The 667-nt window shown below is 48.4% G+C and carries 1 protein-coding gene; it reads left to right on the top strand.

Annotation, left to right across the window (positions count from 1 at the left end; all coding sequences use genetic code 11):
• A partial coding sequence (locus R8O11_RS28270) for a BCCT family transporter (protein ID WP_318195005.1) occupies positions 1-667 on the top strand: 667 nt, incomplete at both ends.

Below are 667 nucleotides of genomic sequence, written 5' to 3'. Positions count from 1 at the left end.
TTTATTGCACTGTTTCTTGTCGCAGCATTAGTTCTAGATGCTCATACCGCGAAGACGGCATTGGATGGGCTTAAGTGGAAGATCATTGGTTCATTCGACTGGCTGTTTATTATCGCTGGTAACATTTTCGTTATTTTCTGCTTAGCGTTGATTGTGTCGCCGCTCGGGAAAATACGCTTAGGCGGTAAAGATGCCGTCGCTGATTATTCATTCATGTCTTGGCTCGCGATGTTGTTCGCAGCCGGTATGGGTATTGGTTTGATGTTCTGGAGTGTGGCAGAACCAGTGGCTTACTTCACTGGTTGGTACGAAACGCCACTCGGTGTAGAAGCAAACTCACCAGAAGCCGCACGTTTGGCGCTAGGCGCGACGATGTTCCACTGGGGTCTCCACCCTTGGGCAATTTACGGCGTTGTGGCACTTTCACTTGCATTTTTCACCTACAACAAAGGTTTGCCTCTATCAATGCGTTCGATCTTTTACCCACTATTGGGCGATCGCGCTTGGGGCTGGGCTGGCCATATCGTTGATATTCTTGCAGTACTTGCCACTCTATTTGGTCTAGCGACATCACTTGGTTTGGGCGCTCAGCAGGCGGCAAGTGGTATTCACCATGTATTTGGTGTTGAACCTGGTTTAGGTTTGCAAATTGTAGTTATCACTGTGG

This window comes from Vibrio sp. 1288 (genome assembly GCF_033344475.1).
Note: the sequence above shows the minus strand (reverse complement) of the source record. Positions and strands in the feature narration are given on the sequence as shown.